The 24534-nt window shown below is 67.9% G+C and carries 23 protein-coding genes; 15 read left to right on the forward strand and 8 right to left on the reverse strand.

Going from position 1 to position 24534, the window contains the following annotated elements; all coding sequences use genetic code 11:
* Positions 1-17: 17 nt before the first annotated feature.
* Both D892_RS0119470 and D892_RS0119475 read right to left on the reverse strand, forming a co-directional pair.
* Positions 18-1547 (reverse strand): acyl-CoA synthetase, encoded by a 1530-nt coding sequence (locus D892_RS0119470; protein WP_024802858.1) that lies wholly within the window; start codon positions 1545-1547, stop codon positions 18-20.
* Positions 1548-1686: 139 nt separating this feature from the next.
* Positions 1687-2418 carry an IclR family transcriptional regulator gene (locus D892_RS0119475; RefSeq protein ID WP_036567250.1) on the reverse strand — a complete coding sequence of 244 codons (732 nt, stop codon included), beginning with the start codon at positions 2416-2418 and terminating at the stop codon, positions 1687-1689.
* 99 nt (positions 2419-2517) lie between these two features.
* Between D892_RS0119475 and D892_RS0119480 the strand changes: the two genes are divergently transcribed.
* The 5 genes from D892_RS0119480 to D892_RS0119500 are packed head-to-tail and all read left to right on the forward strand — an operon-like array spanning position 2518 to position 7457.
* A complete protein-coding gene (locus tag D892_RS0119480) occupies positions 2518-2958 on the forward strand; it encodes a nuclear transport factor 2 family protein (RefSeq protein WP_024802860.1) in 441 nt (146 codons plus the stop codon).
* A gap of 40 nt (positions 2959-2998) precedes the next feature.
* Entirely contained in the window at positions 2999-3832 is an 834-nt protein-coding gene (locus D892_RS0119485) for an SDR family NAD(P)-dependent oxidoreductase (protein WP_024802861.1), read from the forward strand.
* Positions 3825-4619: an SDR family NAD(P)-dependent oxidoreductase gene (locus D892_RS0119490; RefSeq protein WP_024802862.1), complete on the forward strand. Its 795-nt coding sequence runs from the start codon at positions 3825-3827 to the stop codon at positions 4617-4619. The genes D892_RS0119485 and D892_RS0119490 overlap by 8 nt, the downstream gene beginning before the upstream one ends.
* Entirely contained in the window at positions 4616-6070 is a 1455-nt protein-coding gene (locus D892_RS0119495; RefSeq protein WP_024802863.1) for an FAD-dependent oxidoreductase, read from the forward strand. The genes D892_RS0119490 and D892_RS0119495 overlap by 4 nt, the downstream gene beginning before the upstream one ends.
* A 43-nt stretch (positions 6071-6113) precedes the next feature.
* On the forward strand, positions 6114-7457 hold the full coding sequence (locus D892_RS0119500) for an MFS transporter (protein ID WP_024802864.1): 1344 nt from the start codon (positions 6114-6116) through the stop codon (positions 7455-7457).
* A 319-nt stretch (positions 7458-7776) separates the two neighbouring features.
* On the opposite strand, the gene D892_RS0119505 is transcribed toward D892_RS0119500, so the two are convergent.
* Together D892_RS0119505 and D892_RS0119510 are read right to left on the reverse strand one after the other, a co-directional pair.
* Positions 7777-8484 carry an IclR family transcriptional regulator gene (locus D892_RS0119505; RefSeq protein ID WP_198036936.1) on the reverse strand — a complete coding sequence of 236 codons (708 nt, stop codon included), beginning with the start codon at positions 8482-8484 and terminating at the stop codon, positions 7777-7779.
* A gap of 116 nt (positions 8485-8600) precedes the next feature.
* Positions 8601-9428 carry a hypothetical protein gene (locus D892_RS0119510; protein ID WP_024802866.1) on the reverse strand — a complete coding sequence of 276 codons (828 nt, stop codon included), beginning with the start codon at positions 9426-9428 and terminating at the stop codon, positions 8601-8603.
* A 107-nt stretch (positions 9429-9535) separates the two neighbouring features.
* Between D892_RS0119510 and D892_RS0119515 the strand changes: the two genes are divergently transcribed.
* The 6 genes from D892_RS0119515 (at position 9536) to D892_RS47785 (ending at position 16041) form a co-directional block, all read left to right on the forward strand.
* Positions 9536-10735, forward strand: coding sequence for a homogentisate 1,2-dioxygenase (locus tag D892_RS0119515; protein WP_024802867.1), 1200 nt, complete (start codon positions 9536-9538; stop codon positions 10733-10735).
* A gap of 2 nt (positions 10736-10737) precedes the next feature.
* On the forward strand, positions 10738-11511 hold the full coding sequence (locus D892_RS0119520) for a CoA transferase subunit A (protein ID WP_024802868.1): 774 nt from the start codon (positions 10738-10740) through the stop codon (positions 11509-11511).
* Positions 11511-12170: a 3-oxoacid CoA-transferase subunit B gene (locus D892_RS0119525; protein WP_024802869.1), complete on the forward strand. Its 660-nt coding sequence runs from the start codon at positions 11511-11513 to the stop codon at positions 12168-12170. Before D892_RS0119520 ends, D892_RS0119525 begins: the two co-directional genes overlap by 1 nt.
* Entirely contained in the window at positions 12167-13378 is a 1212-nt protein-coding gene (gene fahA / locus D892_RS0119530; RefSeq protein WP_024802870.1) for a fumarylacetoacetase, read from the forward strand. The genes D892_RS0119525 and fahA overlap by 4 nt, the downstream gene beginning before the upstream one ends.
* A 359-nt stretch (positions 13379-13737) precedes the next feature.
* Positions 13738-14427, forward strand: a complete 690-nt coding sequence (locus tag D892_RS41550) for a histidine phosphatase family protein (RefSeq protein WP_024802871.1) — start codon at positions 13738-13740, stop codon at positions 14425-14427.
* A 354-nt stretch (positions 14428-14781) separates the two neighbouring features.
* Positions 14782-16041: an alpha/beta fold hydrolase gene (locus D892_RS47785; protein WP_024802872.1), complete on the forward strand. Its 1260-nt coding sequence runs from the start codon at positions 14782-14784 to the stop codon at positions 16039-16041.
* Here D892_RS47785 and D892_RS43810 read toward each other — a convergent pair.
* Positions 16005-16919 carry a LysR family transcriptional regulator gene (locus D892_RS43810; RefSeq protein WP_024802873.1) on the reverse strand — a complete coding sequence of 305 codons (915 nt, stop codon included), beginning with the start codon at positions 16917-16919 and terminating at the stop codon, positions 16005-16007. The genes D892_RS47785 and D892_RS43810 overlap by 37 nt on opposite strands.
* Positions 16920-16956: 37 nt before the next feature.
* A complete protein-coding gene (locus D892_RS0119555; RefSeq protein WP_024802874.1) occupies positions 16957-18381 on the reverse strand; it encodes an MFS transporter in 1425 nt (474 codons plus the stop codon).
* A gap of 871 nt (positions 18382-19252) precedes the next feature.
* Between D892_RS0119555 and D892_RS0119560 the strand changes: the two genes are divergently transcribed.
* The 3 genes from D892_RS0119560 to D892_RS0119570 are packed head-to-tail and all read left to right on the forward strand — an operon-like array spanning position 19253 to position 21177.
* Positions 19253-19993, forward strand: coding sequence for a class I SAM-dependent methyltransferase (locus D892_RS0119560; RefSeq protein WP_024802875.1), 741 nt, complete (start codon positions 19253-19255; stop codon positions 19991-19993).
* An 8-nt stretch (positions 19994-20001) separates the two neighbouring features.
* The gene (locus tag D892_RS45370) at positions 20002-20427 is read left to right on the forward strand and encodes a hypothetical protein (protein ID WP_084161131.1); all 426 of its coding nucleotides are present in this window, start codon (positions 20002-20004) and stop codon (positions 20425-20427) included.
* 12 nt (positions 20428-20439) lie between these two features.
* The gene (locus D892_RS0119570) at positions 20440-21177 is read left to right on the forward strand and encodes a tyrosine-type recombinase/integrase (protein WP_084161132.1); all 738 of its coding nucleotides are present in this window, start codon (positions 20440-20442) and stop codon (positions 21175-21177) included.
* Between the two features lie 62 nt (positions 21178-21239).
* On the opposite strand, the gene D892_RS0119575 is transcribed toward D892_RS0119570, so the two are convergent.
* Both D892_RS0119575 and D892_RS0119580 read right to left on the reverse strand, forming a co-directional pair.
* Entirely contained in the window at positions 21240-21860 is a 621-nt protein-coding gene (locus D892_RS0119575) for a cysteine hydrolase family protein (RefSeq protein WP_024802878.1), read from the reverse strand.
* Entirely contained in the window at positions 21853-23319 is a 1467-nt protein-coding gene (locus D892_RS0119580; RefSeq protein WP_198036937.1) for an APC family permease, read from the reverse strand. The genes D892_RS0119575 and D892_RS0119580 overlap by 8 nt, the downstream gene beginning before the upstream one ends.
* A 111-nt stretch (positions 23320-23430) precedes the next feature.
* On the opposite strand from D892_RS0119580, the gene D892_RS0119585 reads away from it, so the two are divergent.
* On the forward strand, positions 23431-24141 hold the full coding sequence (locus D892_RS0119585; RefSeq protein ID WP_024802880.1) for a TetR/AcrR family transcriptional regulator: 711 nt from the start codon (positions 23431-23433) through the stop codon (positions 24139-24141).
* The last annotated feature ends 393 nt before the right edge of the window (positions 24142-24534 follow it).

Genomic DNA, 24534 nt, shown 5'->3' on the forward strand with positions numbered 1-24534 from the left:
AGAGCTTCCGGTAGGGCCTACCGGTACCGCTTCTGTAGCTCGCGCTTGACCAGTTTCCCTGTGGGAGTACGCGGCAGCTCGTCGAGGAAGTCGATCGCGCGCGGAACCTTGTAGTGCGCGATTCGATCACGCAGGAAGGCGCACAGCTCGCCGGCGAGCTCGGGAGACGGGGCGATTCCGGGTGCCGGCTGGATCACCGCCCGCACCGATTCCCCCATCTCCGGATCCGGAACCCCGATTACGGCGGAGTCGAATACCTTGGGGTGCAACGCCAGAGCGTCCTCGATCTCCTGCGGATAGATGTTCACCCCACCGGAGATGATCATGAACGCCTTGCGGTCGGTGAGGAACAGGAATCCCTCGTCGTCGACGCGGCCGATATCGCCGGTCGTCGACCAGGTCGGTTGCCGGGGATGCACCGCCTCGATGGTCTTGGCGGGGTCGTTGTGGTAGGCGAAGGGGACCTCGTCGCGTTCGAAGTAGATCGTCCCGATGTCACCGACCGGCACTTCGCGCCCGTCGTCGTCGCAGATATGAATGATGCCGAGCGCGGCCCGCCCGACCGAACCCGGCTTGCGCAGCCACTGCTCGCTGTCGATGAAGGTGACGCCGATGCCCTCGGTCGACGAATAGTATTCGTAGAGAACGGGTCCCCACCAGTCGATCATGGCCCGCTTCACGTCGATGGGACAGGGCGCGGCCGCGTGCACGGCCACCCGCAGGGTGGACACGTCGTACCGGTTTCGTACCGCCTCATCGAGTTTGAGCATCCGCACGAACATCGTCGGAACCCACTGGCTGTGGGTCACGCGATAGCGCTCGATCGCCGCCAGCGCGGCCTCGGCGTCGAACTTCTCCATCACCACCACGGTGCCGCCGAATGCCTGCACCGCACCGCAGAAGCGCAGTGGCGCAGCATGGTAGAGGGGAGCGGGCGAGAGATAGACGGTGTCGGTGTCGAATCCGTACATGGGGCCGAAGACGGACGCGACCATCTCACCCGGTTCGTGCACCTGCCGGTCCTGAAGCGGTGGTTCGATGCCCTTGGGCCGCCCCGTGGTCCCGGACGAGTACAGCATGTCCATCCCCGCGGGCTGCCAGGCCAGCGGCTCGGGCGAGGATTCCGCGAGCGCGTCCTCGTACGAGCCGTACCCGTCGACGAGGCCGCGATACGCCAGCCGCACCTTCACCGCGGACGTCTCCGGGACGATCGCCGCGGCCGTCTCCGCCAGCCGGGCCGAGACCACCAGCGCCCGTGCGCCGCAGTCGTTCACGATATAGGCGATCTCGGACGGCGACAGATGCCGATTGACGGCGGTGAAGTACAGCCCGGATCGCATTGCCGCCCAATAGACCTCGAACGTCTTCGGGTCGTTGTCGGTCAGCAGCGCGAGGTGGTCGCCGCGCCGCAGCCCCGCCGCGTACAGATGTCGTGCCAGCCGGGCCGACCGCTCCTCCAGGTCGCCGTACGTCACCACCTCGGTGCCGTCGGCGACGACGACGGCGGGCTTGTCGGGGAACTGCGCGGCGTGAGCACCCGGATACATACACACTCCTGGAACGAGGGACCACGGCCGGCAGCCAGAGCGCCCGCCGAGATCACCACTGACCTGGTCGAGACCCATTGTGACCCCGGCGACCGCCCTGCAACCACAAACTGCGGAATACCGCCCTCACTTGCCCGGCTCAGCGCACCAGGATGGCACTCAGGCGCTGGGCGGCGGCCCGGACGGAGGCGCCGAACCGCTCCTCGTCCTCGGGGGCGGCGTCGAGCAGGGAGACCCCGACGCTGGCGATGACCTCCGACGCGCGGCCGGGTACGGCGGCCGACACGCCGATCACGGAGGGGACCAGCTCACCGTGGGACACGGCGTAGCCGCGCCGGCGGGCCCGGGTGACCTCCTCGCGCTCGCCGGGCACGGCGGGGCACGCGGCGAGGATCGCCAGGCCGGCGGAGCCGCGGTCGATCGGATCGATCTGACCGGCCTGGAACGCGATGTGCATCCGGGAGCGCCGCGGCTCGACGACCATCAGGGCCCGCACCTCGGCATCGTTCTCCCGGACCACCAGGTGGACGGTGGCCTGCGTGCTGTCGGCGAGTTCCTCCAGCACGGGCCGGGCGAGCGTGCGCAGATCCTGCTCCACCGGCTCGGCCAGCCAGACCAGGCCCAGCCCGAGGAAGACCCGCTTGAAATCGTCGCGCCGGCACAGGTGGTGGTGCTCCAGCGTGCGGACGAGCCGGTGTGCGACCGTGCGGTGCACCCCGATCGTGTCGGCGATCTCGGTGACCGTCACGCCCTCGGTCCGGCGCGCGAGCAACTCCAGGATCTGCAGGCCGTTGTGCAGCGTCTTGGACATGTCCGCCCCGACGTCGCTGCCGGTAGCCGCCGATTTTTCGGACGGCTGTAACTGAGGCATAGCTCAAACTCCTTGACCGTTGTGACCTGCGGCACCTACAGTGTTCATATATAACACACCGCGTGCGATTATCGCACGCATCGGATCGTTTGGAAAGTCATGGCACCACTCCCCGCCGTCGACGTCGACACCGACACCGTCGCGGCAATCCACCAGCTGTACGCTCGGCAAAGCTGGTCGATCGATGCGGGCGCCGCCTCGGAATGGGCGGCGACCTTCACCCCCGACGGCGAGTTCCACTCGCCGACCTACCCGGATCCGGTCGCCGGTGCGGCGGCTCTGACCGAGTTCGCGGCCGGATTCGATCGCGCGGCCCGGGCGGCCGGTGAGCGCCACCGGCACGTTCTGAGCAACCTTCTCGTCGACCGGATCGACGCCGACACCCTCGCGGTGGCCGCCTACCTCCAGGTGGTCGCCACGCGCATCGGGGGCGAGAGCAGGCTGCTGCGGTTCACCACGATCACCGACAGGCTCACGCGCCGCGACGGCGGGTGGCTGATCACCCGCCGGGTCGTCGAACGAGACGACGCGCCCCGCTGAAGCGCTTCCGCCCCTGAATATTCGAAGGAGAAACTCGCCCATGACGACAACAGCCGGAGCATCGAATCCCGGTCGGGTCGACTACGGCCGCCTCGAGGTCACCTATCCGGACATGGTGGGCAAGGCGGCGGTCGTCACCGGCGCCGCGCGGGGGATGGGCGCGGTCTTCGCGGCCGGGCTCGCCGCCCGCGGCGTGGACGTGCTGGGCGCCGACATCAACGCCGAGCAGATGACGGCCACCGCCGCGGAGATCACCGCCGACCTGGCCGGATCGGGGGTCGAGAAGCCCGGCCGCGTCGTCTCCGCGCGCGTGGACGTGACCGTCGCCGAGGAGCACGAGGCGCTGGCTGAGCGCGCGCTCGCGGAGTTCGGGCGGGTGGACTTCTGGATCAACAACGCCGGCATCTTCCCGTTCGCCACCGCCGAGGAGATCTCGCCCGAGCAGATCTCCGCGGTACTGGACGTCAACGTGGAGGGCGTGCTGTTCGGTGCGCAGGCCGCCGCGCGGCACATGCGCCCCGGCGGGGCCATCGTCAACATGTCGTCGGTGTCGGCGGTGCGCGTCCGCCGGGGCCGGGGCGCCTACTGCACGTCCAAGGCGGCCGTCGCGCACCTGACCGAATCGCTCGCGGTCGAGTTCGGCGACAAGGGAATCCGGGTGAACTCGATCGCGCCCGGCTACATCGATACCGAGATGACCCGGTGGGTGCGCGAGGATCCGGCCGCGCTCGAGCACGCGCTGGAGGTCGTCCCGCTGCATCGGCTCGGTTCGCCGGAGGAGGTCTTCGGCCCGCTGCTGTTCCTGCTGTCCGACAGCGCCCGCTACGTCACCGGGCATTCCATCGCGGTGGACGGCGGTTCCCGGCATGTCTGAGTCGCCGATAACCGTGACCTATCCGGACGTCGTGCTGGTCACCGGCGCGGCACGGGGCATGGGGGCCAACCACTCCCGGGCGCTGGCCGCTCGCGGCGTGCACGTCTGCGTCGCCGACATCATCGATACCGCCGAGATCGTCGCCGAGATCCGGAGTGCCGGGGGCAGTGCCTCGGAATACCGCCTCGATGTGGCGGATCCGGCGGCGTGGTCGCGCACGATCGACGGGATCCGTTCTGGCCCAGGGGCTCTCGGCGGACTGATCAACAACGCCGGTATCTCGCGGCGGCTGGAGTTCATGGATACCCCGGACGACATCTGGGAGCAGACCATGCGGATCAACCTGTTCGGCCCGTTCTACGGCATCAAGGCCGCTGCGCCGCTGATGCGCGACGGCGGTGGCGGTTCGATCGTCAACATCTCCTCCATCGCGGGCCGGATCGGCTACTTCTCGCCGGCCTATTCGTCGAGCAAGTGGGGACTCACCGGCCTGTCGAAATCGGCGGCCGGGAACCTCGCGGAGTGGGGCATCCGGGTGAACTCGGTGCATCCGGGCCTGGTGGGCACCGACCTGGTGCGCGGCGCGGACGGATTCGTCGCGTCGTCGCTGCGCAGCATCCCGGCCGGGCGCATGGGGACCGTGGACGAGATCACCGATGCCGTCCTGTTCCTGCTGTCCGACCGCTCCGGCTACATCACCGGCAGCGAGGTGACCGTGGACGGCGGGCTGACCTCCAACGGCCTGTATCACCGCGTGCTCGCGGACGCGGAAGGACAACCGGCATGAGCGAGGACACCTGGGACGTCATCGTGATCGGTGCTGGCGGCGCCGGACTGGCGGCCGCGGTGACGGCGGCCGAGCAGGGTGCGACGGTGCTGCTGCTGGAATCCGAGACCGAACTGGGCGGGTCGACGCGGCTGTCGGCGGGCCTGTTCACCGCCGCCGCGACCAGCGTGCAGCGCGCACTGGGCATCGACGACGACGCCGAGCGGTTCTTCCAGCACTACATGGACCTCAATCACTGGATGCTCAAGCCCGGCCTGATCCGCACCTTCTGCGAGCAGTCCGGGCCGACGCTGGAGTGGCTGATCGGCCTCGGCGTCGAGATCCCGGCCCGGATCTCGACCAACGCCCACATGCCCGGCCTCAGTCAGGCCGGCGTGGAGGACGTCTGGCGCGGGCACGTCCCGAAAGACCAGGGCTACGGGCTGATTCAGGTCCTCGACAAGGCCCGCCGGGCGCACGGTATCGAGACCGTGCCGGCCACGCGGGCGCAGTCGCTGGTCGTGGAGCACGGGCGAGTGGCCGGGGTCGTCGCCGACGACATCGAGGTGCGGGCGGGCGCGGTGGTCGTCGCCAGCGGCGGCTTCGCACGCGATGCGGCGCTGGTCGACCGGTACTTCCCGGCCGCGCGTGCGGCGGGAGAGTCGCTGTTCGTGGTGGCGGCCCCCGGCAGCCGCGGCGACCACCTGCGCTTCGCCGGCGACGTCGACTCGGCGGTGGCCGGGGACGGCTGGGGCCTGCTGCTGCCGACCGCGTACTTCCAGCGGCACCACCACTGGACCTCGGGTTTCCCGCCGAAGTCCCGGGTCTACGTCAACGGGCTCGGGCGCCGGTTCATGGACGAGGACGCCTCGTATGCCGTCTCCACCGGGATCATGGCTGCGCAGCCCGGCGAGGTCTGGGCCGTCTTCGACGAGACCGCGCGCCTGGGCCTGCCGCCCGGATACACCGACTGGATCCCGGAGCGCGTCGCCGCCGAGGCCGAGGCCGGACGGACGCTGCGGGCGGCGACGCTGCCCGAGCTCGCCGACCGCATGGGTGTGCCCGCCGCGGCCCTGACGGCGACGGTGGCGCGCTGGAACGAGCAGCTGCCCGGCGGCCGCGACGACGACTTCCTCCGGCACCGCACCCTGGCGAACAAGGGCTCGGCCGCCGACCCGGACCCGATCGCGCGGGCGCCCTACTACGCGGTCCGCATGCTGCCCGCCGAACTCGTCTGCACCCACGCGGGCATGGAAATCGACGGTGGCGCAGCGGTTCTGGACCGCACCGGAACACCGATTCCGGGCCTGTTCGCGGCCGGTGAGGCCGGCGCCGGGGTGCTCGGCCAGCGCTATGTCGGCGGCGGCAATGCCGTGGCCAACGCGCTCACCATGGGCCGGGTCGCCGGCCGCAACGCCGCGCGGCTCGCGCGCCGCGGGACCTCCCCGGACCGGGCACCGGCCGGAGTCTGATCTCGATCCGCCGGGCCGAGCCCGCTCGCGACAAGGAACTTTCATGTACGGAATCGATACTCCCGCAACGACATCGGATGCCATCACGACGTCCGGCAGCGAAGCGGCCGCCGGGCAGCCGTCCGGCAGGTCGATCGCCAAGATCGTCCGCGCGGCCGTGGTCGGAACCGTCGTCGAGTACTACGACTTCGGAATCTACGGCTACATGGCGACCACCATCGCCACCCTGTTCTTCGCCTCGCACGACGACACCGCGGCACTGCTGGGCACCTTCGCCACCTTCGCCGTGGCGTTCTTCCTGCGGGTGCCGGGCGGGATCGTCTTCGGGCACATCGGCGACAGGTACGGGCGCAAGCGGGCGCTGTCCTGGACGATCCTGTTGATGGTGGCCGCCACCGCGGTCATGGGAATGCTGCCCACCTATGTGACGCTGGGGATCTGGGCCACCGTCGTGCTCGTCCTCGCGCGCTGCCTGCAGGGTTTCGCGGCCGGCGGCGAGCTCGGCGGCGCGAACGCCTTCGTCTCCGAGTCGGCACCGGCGCACCGGCGGGCGACCTACACCTCCATGGTCAACTCGGGGACCTACCTCGGATCGCTGGTGGCGTCGCTGATCGCGCTGGCGCTGACCGGACTGTTCACCGAGGACCAGATCCTGGCGTGGGCGTGGCGGGTGCCGTTCCTGCTCAGCCTGGTGATCGGCGTCGTGGGCATCTGGATCCGCAACCACATGGAGGAGACGCCGCAGTTCCACGAGCTGAGCAGCAAGGGCGAGACGAAGAAGGTGCCGGTCGTGGAGCTGCTGCGCAGTTCCGGCGGGCCGCTGGTGAAGATCATCCTGCTCGGTGCGCTCATCACCGGCGGCTACTACATCGCCTCCGTCTACGCCGCGACCTACCTGCAGAAGAGCGGTGGCCAGTCGTCCACCGTCGCCTTCCTGTCCACCTCGCTGGCGCTGGTGCTCGGCGTCGCCACCCTGCCCGTCGCCGGATACGCGGCCGACCGCTGGGGTCGCCGGCCCATCCTCATCGGCGGCAGCGTGGCCTCGGTCGTGCTCGGCGTGCCGATGTTCATGCTGATGGCGGGCGGCAGCGTCTGGCAGGCCGTCGTCGGCCAATCGGTCCTGTTCATCGCGGTCTCGGTGGTGAACGCCGCCAGTTACGTCAGCTACGTCGAGATGCTCGAGGCCTCGGTCCGCTACAGCGGTCTGGCGCTGGGCAACAACACCACGAACATGCTGCTCGGCGGTACCGCGCCGTTCATCGCGACCTGGCTCATCGACCTCACCGGCAACTCCCTGGCCCCGGCGGGCTACTTCGTGTTCTGCGCGCTGCTCACCCTCGGCGCGGCCCTGTTCGTCCGGGAGACCAAGGGGATCGAGCTGCCGTGAGCTGTGCGGCAGCAGGCGTCGAGGTGTTCGTGCGCCGGCGAGACGGCCGCGTGTTTTCGGGCCCCGCGACGGCGGCCGCCGAATGAGGGGCGGCCGCACTCGCGCGGGTGTGCGGCGACGGCCACGCTGTCGGACGCAACGTACGTCCGCCGTTCCGGCGTGTCTTTGGCCGGAATCCGCGGGTTCCGGCGATGGATATCGGCCGAAAGCATGCCGGGATGATGGGGTGGTCGTGCCGGGATGACGGAAGCGGTGACGCTGGGAAGGCGGAGGTGGGCACGCCGAAAAGACGGGAGCTGTGACGAGTGACGTTGCAGTGTCAGTCCGTGGTATCGGTGAAAGTTCTTGTGCCCGTGGCGAATGTGCCGAGTTCGCGGACCGCGTCGAGCAGGGGGCGCTGCGCGTTGTCGACGGTGGTCCTGCGGTTGGTGACGATGTTGATCGCCGCCGGTCCGTCCCATCCCGGCAGCGGTGCGGCGATGGCGTGGGCGCCGGGGTTGAGTTCCTCGTGGGTGATGATGAAGCCCTGGGCGCGTGCCGTGGCGACGCGGTCGGGTTCGCCGGGGCGGGGCGGGCCGGCGGCCAGGGCGGCGACCCCGCCCGCACCGCGATCGAGGGGATCGCGGTTGCCGAGTCGATAGGAGAACCGCGGGCCGTTGCTCGGGGGCTCGGCGACCAGCGTGGTCACCGCGTGGCCGTCCACCACCTCGACCAGCGAGGCGGTCGCGTCGACGGTGCGCGCGAGGCGTTCGAGAACCGGCCCGGCCACGTCGCGCAGGTGCGGGTGGGACAGGCCGAGCAGCTCGGGCACCGCCGGGCCGACGCGGTAGGCGCCGGCGTCGTCTCGGGTGGCGAATCCGGTGCGCTGCAACGAGACCAGCAATCGGGTCGTGATGGAGCGATGCAGCCCGCACGCCGCGGCGGCCTGCGCGGTGGTCAGGCCGTCGGGGTGGCGGCTCAGCTCGACCAGTACCGCCAGGCCGCGCTCCAGCGTCTGCGCACCGTCGGTGGGTTCAGCGCGTGTCACGGCTGTCATTGTTCTACCTCCGCCGTTGCGTGCGATTTTCGGCCATGGGCAGCTGCCGCGGTGGCCGGGCGGTCTCGGTGTCCGAGGAGGCGAGTTCGGTGTCCGAGGAGGCGAGCTCAATGTCCGAGGAGGCCGAGCGCGGCCAGGTCCTCGTACGGCTCGTCGATGCTGCACGAACCGTAGGAGGCGAACAAGGGCCGGGCCGCCGCGGTGTCGCCGAGAGCGTCCGCGAGGACGCCGCCGTCCCGCTCGGCGAGGAGCGACGCCACCGAGTCGCCGTCGGCGCCGTCGGCCGCGGCGGCCGCGGCGCACAGGATGTTCAGAAATCCGTGGTGCTCGAATCCCGTCGCCGCGCTGGTGTGCCGGACCGCATTGTGCAGCCCCGCAGTGCATTTGAACGGTGTGGACCGGCGCGCGGCAGCGCCGATCCAGGTGGTCAGCTCGGCCTCGGCCGGGAACGCCTCGGCCTGGGTTCCGCCGGTGCGGAATTTCAGCCGCAGACCGCGATCGGCGATGGCGGCGAGCACGTCCGGCCACTCCGGGTGGCTCGGCCGGGGCGCCTCCACATAGGTGGTGGCGTCCCCGCGGTCGCGGTCCGCGATCTCGGTGATCTGGGGAGCGAGCGGCCGCGAGTGGTCCAGCTTGATCTCCAGCGCCTCCATCGCCACGCGACAGCGGCCGGCCACGGCGATCGTCTCGCCGAGCGCGTCCGGCGACGGCACGACGACGCTCACCGGAAGGGCTGCGGGAAACAACTCGGGTGTCGCCAGCTCGGCGGCGGTCGCGAGAGCGCCGGTCCCGACGACGAACGGCCCGACGAGGGCCCGCAGGTGCGAATTCCGGTGGGCGGCGTGCGCCTCGACGGCCGCGGGCAGCGGCAGGGATCCCGGCGGAAAGATCGCGGCGTCGTCGACGAGGGCAGCAAACACGGTCGGGATTGACATGGCTCACACTCTAGCGCACGATGGTCGATAATAGGTTTGTCTATGACCGATTATCGAACGATTTAGCACGCTGCTGAACATTGCCGAGCCGAACATCGAGGTGGGATATGGCGTACTACCGACGCGTGGGGGAGGTTCCGGGCAAGCGGCACACCCAATTCCGCGACAGCGCGGGGAACTTCCGCTACGAGGAACTCATGGGTGAGGAGGGGTTCTCCGCGGACTCCTCGCTGCTGTACCACCGCACGATCCCCTCGGCGATCGTGGCCAGCGAGATCTGGGACCTTCCGGCGCAGTCGACCGTCCTGAACCACCCGCTGAAACCGCGCCACCTGCGGCTGCACGATCTGTTCGACGCCGATGCGGCGGCCGGGGCCGATGCCGTCACCGGTCGCCGGCTCGTGCTCGGCAACAACGACGTGCGCATCGGCTACGTGGTGGCCGGCGCGGTGTCGCCCTACTACCGCAACGCGGTCGGCGACGAGTGCGTGTACGTCGAGTCCGGGCGCGGGGCCGTCGAGACGGTATTCGGCGAATTGCCCTACCGCACGGGAGATTTCGTCGTCATCCCGCGGGCGACCACGCATCGCTGGGTACCCGATCCGGCCGACGGCCCGAGCCGGCTGTACGCGATCGAGGGGAACAGTCACATCGCGCCTCCCGGACGCTATCTGTCCCGCTTCGGCCAGCTGCTGGAGCATGCGCCGTACTGTGAGCGCGATCTGTACGGGCCGGGGGAGATCCTGCTCGGCGAGGGCGCCGATGTGGACGTGCTCGTGAAGCATCGCGGTTCCGGCGGGGTGGTCGGTACCCGGTTCACCTACGCCGAGCACCCGTTCGATGTCGTGGGCTGGGACGGCTGCCTGTATCCGTACACGTTCAATGTCGAGGACTTCATGCCGATCACCGGCAAGGTCCACCAGCCCCCGCCGGTGCATCAGGTCTTCGCGGGCGACAACTTCGTGATCTGCGCCTTCGTCCCGCGCAAGGTCGACTACCACCCGCTGTCGGTCCCGGTTCCCTACTACCACTCGAATGTCGACTCCGACGAGGTCATGTTCTACGCCGAGGGCGACTACGCGGCCCGTAAGGGATCCGGTATCGGTATCGGGTCGGTGTCGCTGCATCCGGGCGGGCACGCGCACGGTCCGCAGCCCGGCGCGGTCGAGGCGTCGATCGGCGTGGAGAGCTTCGACGAACTGGCGGTGATGGTCGACACCTTCCGTCCGCTCGAACTGGGCGAGGGCGGCACCGCGAGCGACGACGGCGCCTACGCCTGGGTGTGGGCCGGCCGGGCGGTGCGCTGACCATGGACAAGGTATGCACATCCGCCGCCGAGGCCGTCGCCGGAATCCCTTCCGGCGCAACGGTTGCCGTCGGCGGCTTCGGACTGAGCGGAATCCCCGCGGTATTGATCGACGCACTGCTGGCGGCCGGGGTCGACGACCTCGAGGCGGTATCGAACAACGCCGGGGTCGACGACTGGGGTCTCGGCATCCTGCTCGGCGCCCGGCGGCTGCGCCGGATCGTCGCGTCCTACGTCGGCGAGAACAAGGAGTTCGCGCGGCAGTACCTGGCCGGCGAACTCGAGGTCGAGCTGACGCCGCAGGGCACGCTCGCCGAACGGCTGCGCGCAGGTGGTTCCGGTATCGCGGCCTTCTACACCCGCACCGGCGTCGGCACCCAGGTGGCCGACGGCGGCCTGCCCTGGAAGTACGCCGCCGACGGTTCGGTCGCCGTCGCGTCCCCGCCGAAACCGGTCGAGACGTTCGACGGTCTCGGCCATGTGCTGGAGCACGCCATCGCGGCCGACTTCGGCCTGGTGCGCGCATGGAAGGGCGATCGCCACGGCAATCTCGTCTTCCGCAAGTCGGCCCGCAATTTCAATCCCCTGGTGGCGATGTCCGGCCGGGTGACGATCGCCGAAGTGGAGGAACTGGTGCCGCCGGGGGAGCTCGACCCCGACGAGATCCACACCCCGGGCGCCTACGTCCATCACGTCGTTCCGCTCACTCCCGCGCAGGCGGCGGACAAGCGGATCGAGAAGCGCACGACCAGCACAGCAACGAAGGAGTCGGTCTGATGCCGTGGACCCGAGAGGAGATGGCCGCCCGCGCGGCCGCCGAACTACAGGACGGTGACTACGTCAACCTCGGCATCGGCCTGCCCACGCTGGTGCCGAACTTCGTCCCCGACGACGTCGAACTGGTGCTGCAGTCCGAGAACGGAATCCTCGGCGTCGGGCCGTATCCGACGGGCGACGGGGTCGACGCCGACCTCGTCAATGCCGGCAAGGAGACCGTCACGGTGCGGCGGGGCGCGGTATTCTTCGACAGCGCAACGAGTTTCGGCATGATCCGTGCCGGGAAGATCGACACCGCGATACTCGGCGCCATGCAGGTCTCCGCCCGCGGCGACATCGCGAACTGGATGATTCCCGGAAAGATGGTCAAGGGGATGGGCGGCGCGATGGACCTCGTGCACGGGGCCCGTCGGGTCGTCGTGCTGATGGAGCATGTGGCGAAGGACGGCACGCCGAAACTGGTCCGGGAGTGCACGCTGCCCTACACCGGACGTGCCGTCGTGCACCGGATCATCACCGATCTCGCGGTTCTCGACGTCACCGCCGCCGGGCTTCGCCTGGTGGAACTCGCCCCGGGGGTGCGCGTCGAGGAGGTACGCACGCACACCGAACCACCGATAGTCGTCGACGAGTCGATGCTCGCGGAGGTGATCCGATGACCGCGGCCGACCGCCTCGCCACCGAGGGCTTCGGCATCACCCATCTGCCGTACGGATCGTTCTCGGCATCCGCGGCCGGACCGAAACTCGGTGTCCGCCTGGGCGGTCACGTAATCGGTGTCGCCGCACTGCTACGCCACGCCGGTGCCGCACCCGGCGATATCGAGGCCACGGACGGCCCGAACCTCGACCGGCTGCTCACGTGTGATCGCGCCGTCTGGGATCGGGTCCGCGCCGGGATCGTCCGCGCGCTCACCGAACCATCCTTCGCCGAAAGCGTTGTCGCCGAGGCCGTTCCGATCTCCGAAGCCACCCTGCATCTGCCGTTCACCGTCGCCGACTACGTGGACTTCTACGGCAACGAGTTCCATGCCTCCAACGTGGGCAAGATCTTTCGCCCCGGACAGCCGGCGCTGACTCCGAACTGGAAGCATCTGCCGATCGGCTACCACGGGCGGGCGGGCACCATCGTCCCCAGTGGCACCGAGATCCCGCGGCCCAAGGGCCTGCGTCCCGAACCCGAGGGTCCACCCACCTTCGGCCCGAGCCGCCGGCTCGATATCGAGGCCGAGATGGGGTTCGTCCTCGGATCCCCGGTGCCGCGAGGCGAGGTCGCCCTGGCGGACGCCGACGGCCACATCTTCGGGCTGGTGCTGACCAACGACTGGTCGGCGCGCGACATCCAGGCCTTCGAATACGTCCCGCTGGGACCGTTCCTCGGTAAATCGTTCGCCACCTCGACGGCGGTCTGGGTGACGCCGCTGGCTGCCCTGGAACGGGCCCGGACCGCGCCCCCGGCCCGGGAACCGGCTCCGGCCGCCTACCTCGACGACTCCACCACTCCCGCATGGGCTTTCGACATCCGTATCGACGTCGTACTCAACGGTGAGGTGGTATCGACCGCGCCGTACGACACGACGTACTGGACGGCGGCGCAGATGCTCGCCCATATGACGGTCAACGGTGCGGGACTGCGGGCGGGAGACTTCTTCGCCAGCGGCACGATCTCCGGGCCCGAGCGCAACCAGCGCGGCTCCTTCCTCGAAATGTCCTGGGGTGGGACGGAACCGCTGTCGCTCGCCGACGGCACCGAGATCTCGTTCCTCCGCGACGGCGACGAGGTGACCCTGCGGGCCAGGGCCGTCGCTCCGGACGGGAGTACCCTCGCCCTCGGCGAATGCACCGGCCGGGTGCTGCCCGCACGCTGAGACTCTTCGCACCGGCTTGCCCGCCCGAGCTGACCGACCAGCTCCCGTTCGGCCTCCGACGCCAGCGGATCCTCCGGCGCGGCACCCTCTCCCCGAACAACGATCTCCACGTGGGGTCATACCTCGCTCCCGAGTTTCCCTCTCGCTGTGCGGCACAGGGCGCGTGCCGGCTCCTCCGCTATCCGGAGGGTAACCGAACGCCTCCCACTGCCGAGTGACATCCAAATCTATTTGTTCCCGCCGCTTTTCGATCTCGGCTCCGGTTCTTCCCACTACTGAAGGGGAGTTCGTGTCGCTTCCATCCGCCGGATGAGCGCCTGCTTCGCTCACGACGATTCCTGCGAGAAACGAGATTCCGAGTGGCCTCTGACGCGCATCCCTGCCGCCTCATCCTGGTCCGGCACGGCGAAGCCCACTGCAATGTGGACAACATGATCTGCGGCGAACGAACCTGTACCGGGCTGACGGAACGCGGCCGCCGGCAGGCCGAGTCGCTGGGTGAGTTCCTGGCTCGCGATGGGCGCCACGGCATCTCGGCGGTCTACAGCACCCGGGCGGCGCGGACGATCCAGACGGCGGAGCTGGTGGGGACGGCGATCGGGCGGACGGTGCGGCCGGAGCTGCTGGCCCCGGATTACGGAGCGGCCGAAGGTCTCCGGTGGCCCGATGCGATCGCGACGTCCGGGCTGACGCCGGCCCTGGCGCCGGATCTGCCGTTGGCGGAGGGTGCCGAATCCTGGGTATCGCTGGTGCAGCGCACCAGCCGGGAACTGGCGGTGGTGCTGCGCCGGCATCCGAGCGAAACCGTGCTGGTGGTGGCGCACGAGGCAACGGTGATCGCCGCGGCCCAAACGCTTCTGCAACTGCCGCCGTCGAGCCGGGCGGCGGTCACGTTCCGAGTGGATTTCACCAGTCGGACGGTGTGGCAGCGAGAACAGCTCAGCTGGAGTGACCAGCGCGAGAACCGCTGGCGCTGGCGGCTGGTGCGAGCCAACGACACGCGGCACCTGGCCGACCGGGGCGGACCGTCGCCGACACAGGTGTTCTGAACGGCGGTTCCCACTCGCCTACGGTGCCTCGTGAGATTGCTCCAGCCGGTCCGACAGGGTCATGGCCGCGGGCGGAAACCGTTCACACCAGCCACGATCGACCGGCCTACCGGTCGGCCTCGGTGAACCGGATCACGCCCCGAATATTTCGTCCCGCCAGCATGTCCCGGAAGCCGTCGCGTTCGACGCGGTCGACGAGTTCGGCGGCGGTGACGATGTCGTGCACGCCCGAGCGTGAGCTGTCGTGTCGACGACACAGATGCCACCTGTGTTCCGGATTGACAATATATGGTTGTCGGTTCGGAAAATATCGGTGTTTCTCGACCCGCATTCGCCGTAGCTAGCGTTGCCTGTATGAAATCAATTGTTTCCTTCGGCGGTGCCGACGTTCATTATTCGATCTCGGGCGAGGGGCCGGGTTTGGTATTCGTGCACGGCACCAGCATGGACGGCGCGACGAATTTCGGGCACATGACGGGGCAGTTCACAGATACGCGCACGGTGGTTGTTCCGGACTATGCGGGCAGCGGCGATACCGTCGTACCGGACGGTGCGTGGACCCTCGATCTCCTGGTCGGCCAGGTGGTGGCCGCCGCGCGTGCGGCAGTTGACGGCCGGGTGGATCTGGTCGGCTTCTCGCTCGGCGCGGTGATCGCGGCAGCGGTCGCCGCCCGGCACCCCGAGCTGGTCCGGCGACTGGTCCTGGTGGCCGGCTGGGCTCATTCCGGCGACGCCCGGCTGCGGCTCGGTCTGCAAACCTGGGCCCGCGCCATCGACACCGATCCGGAACTGGCCACTGCCCAAGGGCCTTTGATGGCGTTCAGCCCCGGCTTCCTCAGCGGGCTCGGCGACGCCGGGCTCGCCCAGTTGCGCACCGGCGATGTGGCGCCGGGCACACGCCGTCAGATCGACCTGGACCTGCGCATCGACATCAGCGACGAGCTTCCGCTCGTGCAGGCGCCGACCCTGGTGGTCGGTTGTACGCTCGATTATCTGGTGCCGGTGGCGCACTCCCGCGCGCTGCATGCGGCGATTCCGGGCAGCCGGTACGTGGAGCTCGACAGCGGCCATATGGTCTTCGCCGAGAAACCGGCCGAACTTGCCGAAATACTGCGCCGATTCGTCCTCCACGAGTCGACGGCAGCCGATGCACAGCCGGCCGATGTGGTGCGACGGTACTTCGGGCACATCTACGCGGGAGAAATCGATGCCGCGGCGGCCATGCTGCACCCGGACTTCACCTGGCTGGTGGGGACCGAGAGTGCGGAACTGACCGCGGCGATACCGTGGGCAGGACAGGTGTGGCACGGCCGCGACGGCCTGCGGGACCTGGTCGAGATGCTGTTCGGGGAGTACGAATCGGCGGAATTCCAGGCCCGCGATTTCTACCCGGTCGGTGGACACGTTTTCGTGCGTGGGTACTTCGATTTCCGCCACAAGAGCACCCGAAAACGGGCCGCCGGTGACTGGCTGGCGGATTTCGAAGTGATCGATGGCGCGATTCGCGGCGGCCAGTTCTTCGAGAACACCTATGCGGTCGCTGCCGCGCGAACCGGCGGCGAGCCGGCTCCTCCCGGTCAGCCGGCTTCGGCGGCGCACACAGCCAGCCACTGATTGCGGCGTGCCACTGTCCGCAGGCTGTCGAGCACGGTTCCGAACTCGCCGGGGAGCGAGGGTGCTGTCATCATCGACCACCGCATGACCGGGGTGGGGTCGACGAGCGGCCGGAACACCAGATCGGGTGGCGGCTCGGCCCACGCCACTGTCGGTGTGACACAGCCGTACTCACGCAGCACGGTGGCCGCGGCCACGGAACCGTGGGTGACGCCCGGCCAGCGCTTCGGGGTGACGCCCGCCGCGCGGCAGAACCGGTCGACGAACTCCAGCCATTCGACCGCGGCCTCCTCCGACGGCAGCAACAGTTCGACACCGGCGAGCTGAGCCACCGCCACCGCATCCGCCTGCGCCAGCGGATGATCGGCTGCCATACCGAGCAGCACCGGCTCACGCCGGATCGGTTCGGACGGCACACTGGCGGGCCGATGCGTGTCCAGCGCGATCAGCACATCGAGCTTCCCGGCGAGCAGTGCTGCCATGCCGCGCGGCGCACCGTCCTCGACCTGATGGATCGGCTGCCGCGGGTGCTCGCGGCGCAGCGTGCTGAAGATTCGAGCGCCGGTTTCGAGGCCGGCGGAAGAGACGTCGATGCGCAAGGGTCGCGGCTGTCCGCCCAGCCGACGGGTGTGGGCGACCGCGTCGTCGACCATCGCGATCGACGCCCGCGCCGATTCGAGCAGTGCCTCACCGGCCGGCGTCAGGGTTACCGAGCGCGTGGTGCGCTCCAGCAGCCGGACACCGACGTCGCGTTCGAGTTGCTGGATGATCCGGCTGAGCGCTTGCTGGCTGATGAACAGGTTGCGGGCCGTCGCCGAGAAGTTCAACTGCTCGGCGACGGCGACGAAATACCGCAGATGTTTCAACTCCACGCCCATGATTGCCGATGCAACCTGCGCACCGGGCCGCGTATTCCTACCGCTGTCGACGCGGCAATCCCAGCAATACGACGACGGCACCGAGCAAGGGGAGCGCGGTGGCCGCCGCCGCTCCGTATCGCACGGCGGACTCGACTGTGCCGGAAGAGGATTCGGCTATGGACCCGCCGTTCAGTCCGAGGTTCATCGCGGTGGCGACAATCGCCAGCCCGAGGGCGCCGCCGATCTGCAGGGCGGTGTTGTTGAGGCCGGCGGCGGAACCCTGGTCCTCGGATTGCGCGCCGTGCACGCCGCCGAGCGTGGCGGCGGGGTAGGCCAGCCCCATCCCCAGCCCGAAACTGATGACGACCGCGACGACCGTGACCCAGATCGGCAGGGGCTCGGGCAGCGCCAGCAATCCGGCGTCGCCGACCGCGACCGCCGCGAGTCCGGCGGCGAAGACCGTCCGCAGGCCCCACCGGTTGATCAACACCGGCGCCACGTACCGGGCCACGACCGCGGAGGAGGCCGCGCCGGGCAGCAATGTCAGGGCCACGTACCACGGTGAGCGATGTAGGGCGTCCTGCAGGTACACGGTCACGATGTAGGAGACGCCGAATGGTGCGGCCAGTACGGTCAATGCCGCGAGGTCGGCGATCGCGAGCGTGGGCGATCGCAACACCCGCAGCGGCAGCAACGGTGCCCGGATGCGCCGTTCGACGAACAGGAAGGCCGCGAACAACACCGCCGCGAGCGCTATCGGCAGACCGACTGTCCCGACCGACGGGCCGGGGCCGCCGGCGCGCGTGACGCCGTAGGTCAGCAGCACTGCGGCCGCGGTTGCGGTGAGGGCGCCGAGGACGTCGTAGCCGCCTTGTCGATCCACGCGGCCGGCGCCGGGGACGACACGGACGGCGACGAGGAGAACCAGGACGACGGCGGGCACCTTGGCCAGGAATATCCAGTTCCACGACAGCCCGCTGGTGATCAGACCACCGAAAACGAGTCCGGCGCTGAAGCCGCTCGACGCCGCGGCGGCGAAAACGCCGAAGGCCCTGGTTCGCTCCCGTTCGTCGTCGAACGCGCCGGCCAGGATCGCCACCGCCGCGGGCACGGTGAGTGCCGCGCCGACGCCCTGTACGGCTCGTGCAACCACCAACATCAGCGTGGCCCCGGACAGTCCGCAGGCCAGAGACGCGGCGCCGAAGACGGCCAGGCCCGCCAGAAACACCGTCCGGCCGCCGAACATATCGGTCAGCCTTCCCCCGAGGAGCAGAAATCCGCCGTAGGTGACCACATACGCCGCCGCGATCCACGGCAGTGCGCCGGGCCCGACCTGCAATGCCGACTGGATCGCGGGCAACGCCACCTGGGTGATGGACAGATCGAGCGCATCGAAGAAGATCGCCGCCGATACCACCGCGAGCAATCCGGCCGCCCGCGCGGTGGTCTTACCGGTGAGGCCGCGCCGAATCCCGATCATCGCAGCCCCGCCCGCATCGGCAAGCGACCGTCTGCCGATCCCGTTGTGCCGCTGTGTCGTACAGGTGTCCGCCGACGTGCGTCGGCAGGCGGCCCGCCGTCGGCAACGCACCGGTCCGGGCCGAAGGCTGATGCGGCGGCGGCCCGGTTCCGCACCGGCGCTGTCGATTTCACTGCGATGTCAGGCATACTCCGACGCTAGAAAACGGAACCTGCTCGCGGAAACACGCATTGTGCAGGCAATTCACAACTGTCCGGTGTGAATGACGATATCGCTGCTATCCGCCCGGACGTGTGGTCGGCCGGCCTGCGGGCCTTACGTTCGCGTGGCGTGAACTCGAAACTCGTGCTCGGTGGGGCCGGCCGGATCGGGATGCGAATGCTCGCCCACGCCAAACGATTACGCGGCACGCGCCTCGGCCCCTTCGGCCGTCGATCTCCTCGGAAGCCTCCGGTATCAGCGTCGCCGCGCGGCCACCACAAGAGTCCACGCTTCCGACGGCGGGCGAGGGCTCCTGGCCAGGTCCGCCGCCTGCTGCTCGAGGATGGAATTCGCCGCCATGGCCTGATCGGCCGCATCTACGTGCGCATCTGGCCGCTCCCTCCGTGCGCATCTGGCCGCTCCCTCCGTGCGCATCTGGCCGCTCCTTCTGTGCGCATCTGGCCGCTATCTTTGTGCGCATCTGGTCGATACTTTGGCGAGCCCCGCCGAGTCGGCTGCCGGACTACTCGAGCCGGTGTCCCCGGGGCCGGCCAAACCCGTGGTCTTTGGCACCGTGCTCTTATATCAACGGCTGCAAGGTATTTTGAGCGTCAGGTTCCGCGCCCGAAAATCGCTGGCCCGCTCGCGGCTTCGCGCCGACCATGGAGCCATGGCCGAACAACCGGTTGAAGGAGATGCCTTCGGGGCAACGCTGCTGGCGCAATGGGATTCCAGCGACGTCACCGAGTTGATCGAGCGCGACGACGGATACCTCGTCGCCGGGCAATCCGTGGCAAAGTACTTCTCCCTGCCCGATCAATGGAACCCGCTCGATGTGCTCGCTGTCGAGCGATGCACGGGCCGGGTACTCGACGTAGGCGCCGGAGCGGGGCGGGCATGTCTGGAGTTGCAGCGGCGTGGCCTCTCGGTGCTGGCCTTGGATACTTCAGAGGGCGCCGTGCAAGTGTGCCGGCGCCGAGGAGTCGAGGACACGTTCCTGGGCACGGTCTACGACCTGGCCGGTGAACAACCCGGTCGGCGCTTCGATTCGGTCTTGCTGCTCGGGAACAATCTCGCGTTGCTGGAGTCTCCGGCCAAGGCACCCCGGTTCCTCGACGCCCTGAGCCGGTTGACAACTCGCGACGCGATCATCGTCGGGCGTGGTGTCGACCCCTACGTCACCGACGATCCCGACCACCTGCGCTACCACGACCACAACCGGTCATTGGGGCGTTGCGCAGGCCAATTACGGCTGCGCGTCCGGTACCAGCGCCTGGCGAGTCCGTGGTTCGAGTACTGGTTCCTATCGGAAGACGAACTACGACAGACCCTGTCCGGAACCGGGTGGGAACTGCGGGAACGGCGCCACGACGACGTCGGCAACTACATGGCGGTCCTCGGCAAGCGCTAGGACGAGTCGTGGTCTGGCCGGCAGATCGTAGAAGCGGGGGAGGGAGTGTTGTCCGGTGTAGAGGCGGCGGCTGCGACATCAAGACCCTCGCCGCCCAAGCCGAGGTCGACCGCACCGCCTTCTACGGCAGCCGGCCCTACGCGCACCTGCGCGCCGAATTCGAACACCGACTCCAGCAACTCCAACAAGACGGCGAAACCCCGGACCCGAAACTCGGCCGGATCGAACGTCTGAAAGCCGAGATCAACAAGCTCAAAAACCGTCTGGCACAGGCAGAGTCAACAAACGAGCAACTATCCGACTTCCGGACCCAGGCCCTCGCCAGAATCGCTGCCCAACACGACGAAATCGAGCGGCTCCGCACAGCTACGTCCTCAGCTTCGACAGTCACTCGGCTGCCGCCCGCGCGACAGAAGATCATCGGCCCATGCTGACCAACATGGGCAGTGACATACATCATAAGCACGCGGACCTTATCGCTACACAGCAGGCGATCGACATCGCGAACGCTCGCCCGAAATCGGCTCAGCTCCAATGCAACACGAACCCGACCGCACACGGCGACTGCGGACACAAGCCACATGTGGGCCACCGACGCGGTCAGCAACGGCCTACCCGTCCATATCGCCTCGAAGCTGTTGGGGCACAGGTCCATCAGCACCACCCAGATCTATGTAGCCGTGTTCGACGAACAGCTCGTCCGCTCTTACCGAGCGTTCCTCGATGCCCGCCGAGCGCTGCGTCCCGAGGCCGAATACCGTGAGCCAACCGGCGAGGAATGGGATCACTTCCAGCAGCACTTTGAGCTGCGTAAGCTCGAACTCGGCACCTGTGGGCGCCCTTACGGCAGTCCGTGTCGCCATGAGCACGCATGTATCAGGTGCCCGAGCCTGCGGGTGGAGACCCGTGCCCGAGATCGGCTTGCCGAGATCGCGGCCAACCTGCGTGACCGGATCGCTGAGGCCCGCGCCAACGGTTGGACCGGTGAGGTCGAGGGCCTGCGTGCCGGCCTCAACGCCGCGGCAGCGAAGCTGGCCAGCATCGATCGGATAAACCAGCGCTCTGACGGCTCCACCCTGACCGCATTGGGCATGCCGGAAACGAAGACATCCGCGTCGGCGCAGGCGGCGTCACCGAACGTGGTTCCGCCGAGTTGGAACTGTCGGAAACCCTGCGTGGTTTGATCGCGAACCTCGGCACGAACGCGAGAACCGACATGCACGCCGCCCGAACCATCTGTTTGCCGTCACTGAGCCGCGGCCGTTGACCGGCGGCCGCCTCGTACCCTGCCATCGAGCAGTTCCGTTGCGGCGGCGAGAGTGATGACCGAGTCACGTTGCAAATAGCTCATGGCGTTCAGCGCGGAGTGATGCGCTGGCTCCGACGATCCGTAGACCGCGTCGGCCACAACTCGGAAGTGGTAGTCGTTCTGGTGGGCGTCAACGGCGGTGTAGTGCACACACACATCGGTCAGGCCTCCCGAGAGGATGACGGTGCTGGCTTTGTATCCACGCAGGATCGTGTCGAGATCGGTGTTGAAGAAGGCCGAGTAGCGCCGCTTGCGTACTTCGTACTCGTCCGGCCGGGGCCCGAAGTCGTCGATGAACCCCGCCCCGGGAGTGCCCTCGATGCAATGCAGATCCTCTACACTGTCGACCTCCCGACCGAGGTCGGTGAGCGTGGGGTGATGAACTTCGCGGATGAAGATGACCGGGATCGAGGCACGACGAGCGCTGTGTACAAGGCTGCGGATCGCAGAGATCTCTGGTGCGTCGAGTCCGTTATCGGTGGTCGGGGCGAAGTCGCGCTGCACATCGATGCAGATGAGGACGACGTCGGACGTCGCAGGGGCAGGTAGTTCACGCATCGGTACTGATCCTTTGACTTGTTCGACGGTAGCGAAGGAACACAGTGGCGCCGAGAACGCCGGTGAGCAGGTACATCAGCAGGCATCCCCACTCGACGTACCAGTTGGCGCCGACGTCGCGCGGCCATGAGATGTTGATGATCTGCAGAAGCAGCCATAGCGTGGCGGCCGCGTTGACAATCAGGCCGCCGAGTTTGCCCAGTGTGAATACTCCAGGGGTCCACATTCCACGGACGCGGGTGAACAGCATTGCGGCCACAGGAAGGAAGAAGGCGATGTAGAAGCCGCCTGTGGACATAGCGATCATCACATCGTAGAAGCCGAATCCGACAGCGAGAATCAGCAGGCTGCACGTTGCCACCGAAGTCGAGGTCAAAGCGTTGCGCGGCAATCGATCTCGGCCGGACAAACGCGTCAGTGCCGCTGAACCCGGCAGCGATCGCTGGACGGCCATCGCGTGCACGATGCGCGACAGAGCAGTGCTCACCGCGGCGATCCCGGCAGCGAACCCGATCGATACGACCACCGACATCGGCACGACGACCGCGCCACCCAGATTGGACGACAACGTCTCCACGACCGAATCATCGATCGATCCGGCCGCCACGGCCTCGAGATCGGGGACCGCCAGGATCAAAGCCAACCCGGCGTACATCACGGTTGCTGCGACCAAGACCAGCGAAGCGATCTGTGCCAGCGGTACGTTGCGCCCGGGGTTCTTCACCTCGGCGGCAAGGTCGCCCGCGCTTTCGAAACCGATGAACGCCCATCCGACTACCGCAACCGCGGCGAGAAACGGTCCGACGGTGAAAGCCATTCCGCCATCGTCGAATCCGGACCACAGGACCGAGAGGCTGTTGTGTCGGTGGAAGGCGAGCAGAACCGTCCCGACAAAGAGGCTGCCTATCACCTCGCACGCAATCGACAGCGCGACGAACACCCTGAGCAGGCGCCGGTCGAGACTGTTCACCAGAGTAGCGATGATCATGAATCCCACCGCGAAAGCCAGCCGCATCCCGGTTCCGGGGTTGTCCAACCCGAACACCGCGGCGGCAAAAGTACTGGCGGCGAATGCAGCGGCGGCATTGAGTGTGATGAGCGTCCAGATATAGACCCACCCGGTCAGCCACCCGTAGCTCTCGCCCACCAATCTTTTCGACCAGGCGTAAACGCCACCCTCTTCTGGCCACCGGCTCGACAACTCACCGAAGACCACAGCCACGAGCAGTTGACCACCGAGGACAACCACAAACGCCCACCAGAACGAAGGCCCTGCGATACCCAACGCGATATCGAAGATCGTGTACAGCGCAATGATCGGCGAGATGAACGCGAAAGCGATTCCGAAAACAGAACTCAAACTGAAGTCGCGGAGGTCGTCGCTGACGGCGCCGGGCCCATCGCGACCAGTATGAGGCACTGACGTTCCAGCGATCGCACTATGACTTTTATTGATCACCCGACCTATATTCAAGGCTTGTCGCGACGCGGCCATGTCGTCTGCGTTACGAACGCATGAGGCGAGGTAACCATCAGATGACCCTGAACTGCCTTATGACACCATGAACCTGTGGAGACACGAGGTCGAGGGCGCCCCCGCGCGAGCATCCCGACACGCGCAGGCGGTAACACGCGTAGTGAGATCCTCGACGCGGCAGCAGAGTTGATTACGACCCAGGGTTTCGGGGCGACCAGCACCCGACAGATCGCCGACGCCGTCGGGGTGCGCCAGAATGTGCTCTACCATCATTTCGCATCGAAAGACGACCTTCTCGGCACACTGCTGGAGGCACTCGTCCGGCCTGCGCTCGACGCCGCCCGCGCGCTGTCTACGTACCCCGCGGCCGACGCGGTCGACCGCGCAGCGCGTCTGTACGCTCTGTCGCTCTACGACTCCCAGGTGCTGGCCACCTGGAAGTGGAACCTCGGCGTGCTGTTCTTCTTACCCGAAGCCCATTCGGCGGTCTTCGACTCGGCACTGAACATGCGCCGCGCGCTGAGGCAATTCCATGTCGACTTCGCTGCCGAGGTCGCAGACGACACAAAAAGCGGACCCGTCGACGATCACACATTTCGACTAGTCGAATCCGTCGCCACCATCCGGGCCGACGGCACACTCACACCGGATAGTCCGCGCCACCTAGCCGTGGCATGCCTGCGCCTAGCCGGATGGACTACCGACTTGGACCGCGTCATCGACCGGGCGAACCACCTACTGGAAAACATTGACGCACGCATCACTGCCACCGCCCCCCAGGCAGGGAGTCAAGGTCTCGAGTAGCCACCCCGCAGGGGGTGGCCTTTCCAGCCGCGCCATGTCAAGTTTGATCGACAGAATCTCAGTTCTCGGTGCAGATCGGTTGTGAAACAACGCATTCTGAGCCGCCGACACGGGGATCGGCTGCTCGAGGACTTGTCGTTTCTCGTTCGAGCAGGATCCAAGCGCTGGGGCAGTGGCATCCGTCGGATCGCACTGGAGCGGACTCGACCGCACCGACGCCGTGGGGCACGAACGCGCGGTCATCACCCGACCGCCGAAGCAACGCTGCACCGACTGAACTTCGATTGCGCCACCGCAGGTTTCGCAGCGCTCCGATGCTCGGCCATCGCGGCCTTGAACTCCGGGGAGTCGAACGGATTACCCGCATCCAGGTCCGCGGTGCGTACCAGACTG

It is taken from the genome of Nocardia sp. BMG51109, assembly GCF_000526215.1.
Classification (GTDB): domain Bacteria; phylum Actinomycetota; class Actinomycetes; order Mycobacteriales; family Mycobacteriaceae; genus Nocardia.